The 3,773-nt window shown below is 64.7% G+C and carries 4 protein-coding genes; all 4 read right to left on the reverse strand.

Translation table 11 applies throughout. From position 1 onward, the window contains the following. Nucleotides 1-331, reverse strand: a 331-nt coding sequence (locus DTW89_RS18815; RefSeq protein ID WP_201741041.1) for a chromate transporter, incomplete at its 3' end; no start/stop codon positions are given. Nucleotides 332-461: 130 nt separating this feature from the next. Continuing rightward, complete coding sequence (locus DTW89_RS18820; RefSeq protein ID WP_114657040.1) at nt 462-1,409, reverse strand: sensor domain-containing diguanylate cyclase; 948 nt, start codon at nt 1,407-1,409, stop codon at nt 462-464. A gap of 83 nt (nt 1,410-1,492) precedes the next feature. Next, nucleotides 1,493-2,374 (reverse strand): hypothetical protein, encoded by an 882-nt coding sequence (locus tag DTW89_RS18825; RefSeq protein ID WP_114657041.1) that lies wholly within the window; start codon nt 2,372-2,374, stop codon nt 1,493-1,495. 448 nt (nt 2,375-2,822) lie between these two features. Next, nucleotides 2,823-3,773: patatin-like phospholipase family protein (locus DTW89_RS18830; RefSeq protein ID WP_147277684.1), on the reverse strand; the 951-nt coding region annotated here is incomplete at its 5' end.

Genomic DNA, 3,773 nt, shown 5'->3' on the forward strand with positions numbered 1-3,773 from the left:
ACAAAGCCAGCACCAGCGCCGAAGGCAGCGTGAACCCCAGCCAGGCCGCAAGCGCCCCCGGCATGCCCGCCCGCATCAACCCCAGCGCCATACCCACCTGGCTGCTGGCCGGGCCGGGCAGAAACTGGCACAGCGCCACCAGATCGGCATAGCTGCGCTCGGTCAGCCACTGGCGGCGCTGCACGAATTCATCGCGAAAGTAGCCCAGGTGCGCCACCGGGCCGCCAAACGAGGTGAGGCCCAGGCGCAGAAAGATCCAGAACACCTGCCATGCACAGGTGTGAACCGAGGGCGTTGCGGCCTTTGTCGATGGGTGTTGAGGCATGGGCATCAAAAAGAACGGAGAGCGCCGCGCCCAGCACAGGCGCGCCCATCCCGCCCTGGTCGGCATACACAACGGCCGTGGCCACCAGCGAGGTTTACTTCAGCACGCCATTGCGGCATGCACCGGGCCGGCGCGTTCAAGCCGCCACCTGAACCGTCTCGATCCGGTTTCTGCCGTTTTTCTTGGCCGCATAGAGCTGCTGGTCCACTGCCTCGATGAAGCTGGAGGGTTTCATGTGGGCGCCTGGCGTGACGGTGCCAACGCCAATGCTGACGGTAACGCGCTGATCCAGCGGTGATTGCGTGTGGGTGATGGCTTGCTTCTGAATCAGCCGCTGGCAGCGTTCGGCAACTTTCAGTGCCACCGAGGCATCCGCTTGCGGCAACAGCACAACAAACTCTTCGCCACCAAAACGCGCAACCACGTCGCGCGGGCCATCCAGCGCCAGGCTCAGCGTTTGCGCAATCTCGATCAGGGCTTTGTCGCCCCGCACATGCCCGTAAAGATCGTTGTATTGCTTGAAAAAATCGATATCGAACAACAGGAGGGACAGCGGCTGCCCGTTGCTGCGTGCGCTTTCCCATTCCACTTCGAGGCTGACATCAAACCGGCGCCGGTTGGCGATGTTTGTCAGTCCGTCCTTGAACGAAAGCGCCTCCAGCTCTTTTTGCAGAGCGAGCAACTTCTCTTCGGTCTTTTTGCGCTCGCTGATGTCGAACATGAAACCAATCAGCGCCTCGGGTTCGCCGTTGTCCTTGCGCACCACATGCACCACATCACGCAGCCACACATAGCCGTTGTCCTTGGTCAGTGCCCGGTAGTCCGCTTCATGATCGATCCCGGCCTGGGATTGCGCTACGCAGAAATTCACTACGTATTCGCGGTCCTCGGGGTGCATGCGCGTCGCCCAGTCTTCCACGGTCATCCAGCTTTCGGGGCTACAGCCCAGCAGCGCTTCGATCTGGGGGCCGATATAGGCAAACTTCTTGGTGTCCCAATCAATCTTCCACGGAATGGCCTTGGTCGATTCCAGAAGGGTTCTGTAAACCGCGTCGTCTTTGCTGAGGTCGCTCACGTCGGACATGTTCAATCCCTCCCTGGTCAGTAAGGCTGAAATTATTGCTTACATTTTGTCGGACATCACAGGTGCGTCTGCTCCTGTCGACTTCAGGGGTTCAAAGGACTGGCCCCCAGCCACAAGCCACTGCGCAAACCCTCGGGCCGATGCGGCGACCACACCTGTGCGCTGGAATCCCAGGTTTCCTGCTGCACATTGAGCCCGGCATACACGCCATAGCCATGCCCCGCGCGGATGTCTTCACCCGCACACAGGCTTTCGCCGGCTTTGATGGCGCCCTGGGTGTGAATGCACTCGCCGGCCTTGATGCCCCAGCCCGCCTCCAGGTGCGCCACGCCGGTAATGGCACCGCCCACCACAATGCCCTGTCCGGCCCGCAGGCTATCGGCCCCCGTCAGGTGGCCGCCCACACGCAGGCCCTTGCCGCACTCCACCAGGCCGTCGACGATAAGGTCTTGCCCCACAAAGGCGCCGCCTTTCAGCGATAGCTTGCCACGGCACACCACATCCCAGGCGGCGCGCAGGTCGCCTGCGCAGGCGATGTCGCCTTGCACCTCTACGCCCCAGTCTGCGCGCACGTCGCCGCCCGCCTGCAGCGTGCCCTGGCTGATGATGATGCTGCCCGCCACGCGAATGTCCTCGCCCGCCACAATGGCGCTGCCCGCGCGCAGCCCGCCGCCCGCGCGGATCGACCGCCCGGCCTGAATCACCGTAGCCACGTCAATCGAGCCGCGCACCTCCACCGTGCCGGCAAACACAATGGCCTCGGCCTCCAGCGCATCCACCGCCAGCACCGCGTTGGTCGGCCCAAACTGCGCGAGCAGCCAGCAGGCATCTTCAACGCGCCCGGCGTTGACCAGCGTGTCCAGCGCATCCTGGTAGCCGGTGCCGTCTTCCACATGGCGGCTGAACCACCGGAAACCGTCGGCGCACGGGCTCTTGGCCCGCAGAAACTTCTTGGTGAATTCCATGGCCATCACTCCGTGCGCAGCGCGGCGGTGGCGGCTGCTGCTACAGAAAGCTGGGCGCATGAAGCGAATACGGCGCAGATGGGCGTGGCGCCACCGGCAAGGTCTTGGGGGTACATGAGAACGCATCTCCTGAAGGAGCGGCCCGGCGTGCGCTACTACTACAAAGCCACCGGCCGCCATCGCGCTGGGCGGGTGCCCGGCGATGGATGTTCTGCGCAGATGAGGGAAAAGAAGGTTTATCGCCGGGCAAAGGAATGTGCGACCGGCTTGTAGGGCCAGATCTCACGCACCACGGCGCCCCCGCCCACGCACAGACAGCCGCGCAGCAGGCCTGGTTGGTTGGATGAGGGCAAGAAAGGCATGGGGGCGGATGGTAGCAGCGCAAAGGTACCGCACTGCGGCGTCCGGGTATGCGCGGCGGGGCCGCCGCCGCAGCGGTGGCAGCCCGTCAGGGCTGGGCGCAGGCGCTGTCCAGCCCCATCGTGCCCGCCAGCTTTTGCAGGCGCGAGCGGTTGTCCAGGCAGGCCTGGTGCTGGGCGTCGGCCGTTTTTTGCTGCGCCAGGCGCGCGGCTTGTGCGCGCTCGGCCTGCAGCTTTGCCACGCGCTCGCGGATTTGCGGCATGGCGGCCAGAGCGGCTTTTTCGCCCTCCACGATGGCATTGGCGCGCTGGCTGAAATCTGTCGAGCCCATGTCCAGCACCTGGGGGCGGATGATGACATCGGCCCGCGCCAGCTCGGCCTGCCCCAGCTTCTGGCCCATGATGGCAATCGACTGGCCCAGCGTGCCCAGCATGTCGCCCGGCGACTTGCCGCGCGCCTTGTTGGAAATGTCTACCGCCACCACCACATCGGCACCCAGCTGGCGCGCCGCGTCTACTGGCACCGGGCTCACGATGCCGCCGTCAACAAAGTGGTATTTGCCAATGGTGACCGGCTGAAACACGCCCGGCACGCTGCTGGAGGCCCGCACCGCCTGCCCCGTGTTGCCGCGCGCAAACACCGTGCGCTCGCCGTCTTCGAGCCGCGTCGCCACTGCCACAAAGGGCTTGGCCAACTGCTCCAGCGGCTTGCGGCGCACCTGCTCGTTCACGTATTCTTCCAGCTTCTGGCCCTGCACCAGCCCGCCGGTAGAAAACTGCAGGTCGCGAATCATGCCCTCGTCCAGCGCCACGGCCTTTTCCTGCAGCTCAAACGCATCCATGCCGCTCGCATACAGCGCCCCCACCACACTGCCCGCGCTGGTGCCCGCCACCACAGCAGGCGCAAAACCATTGGCTTCCAGCATTTTGATGACACCAATGTGCGCAAACCCCTTGGCCGCGCCGCCGCCCAGGGCGACGCCGATCTTGATGGGGGGCATGGAGGTGGTGTTTACCGTGGGCGCAGGGGCGGCCAAGGG

Source organism: Acidovorax sp. BoFeN1, assembly GCF_003345135.1.
Taxonomy (GTDB): Bacteria; Pseudomonadota; Gammaproteobacteria; order Burkholderiales; family Burkholderiaceae_C; genus Acidovorax; species Acidovorax defluvii.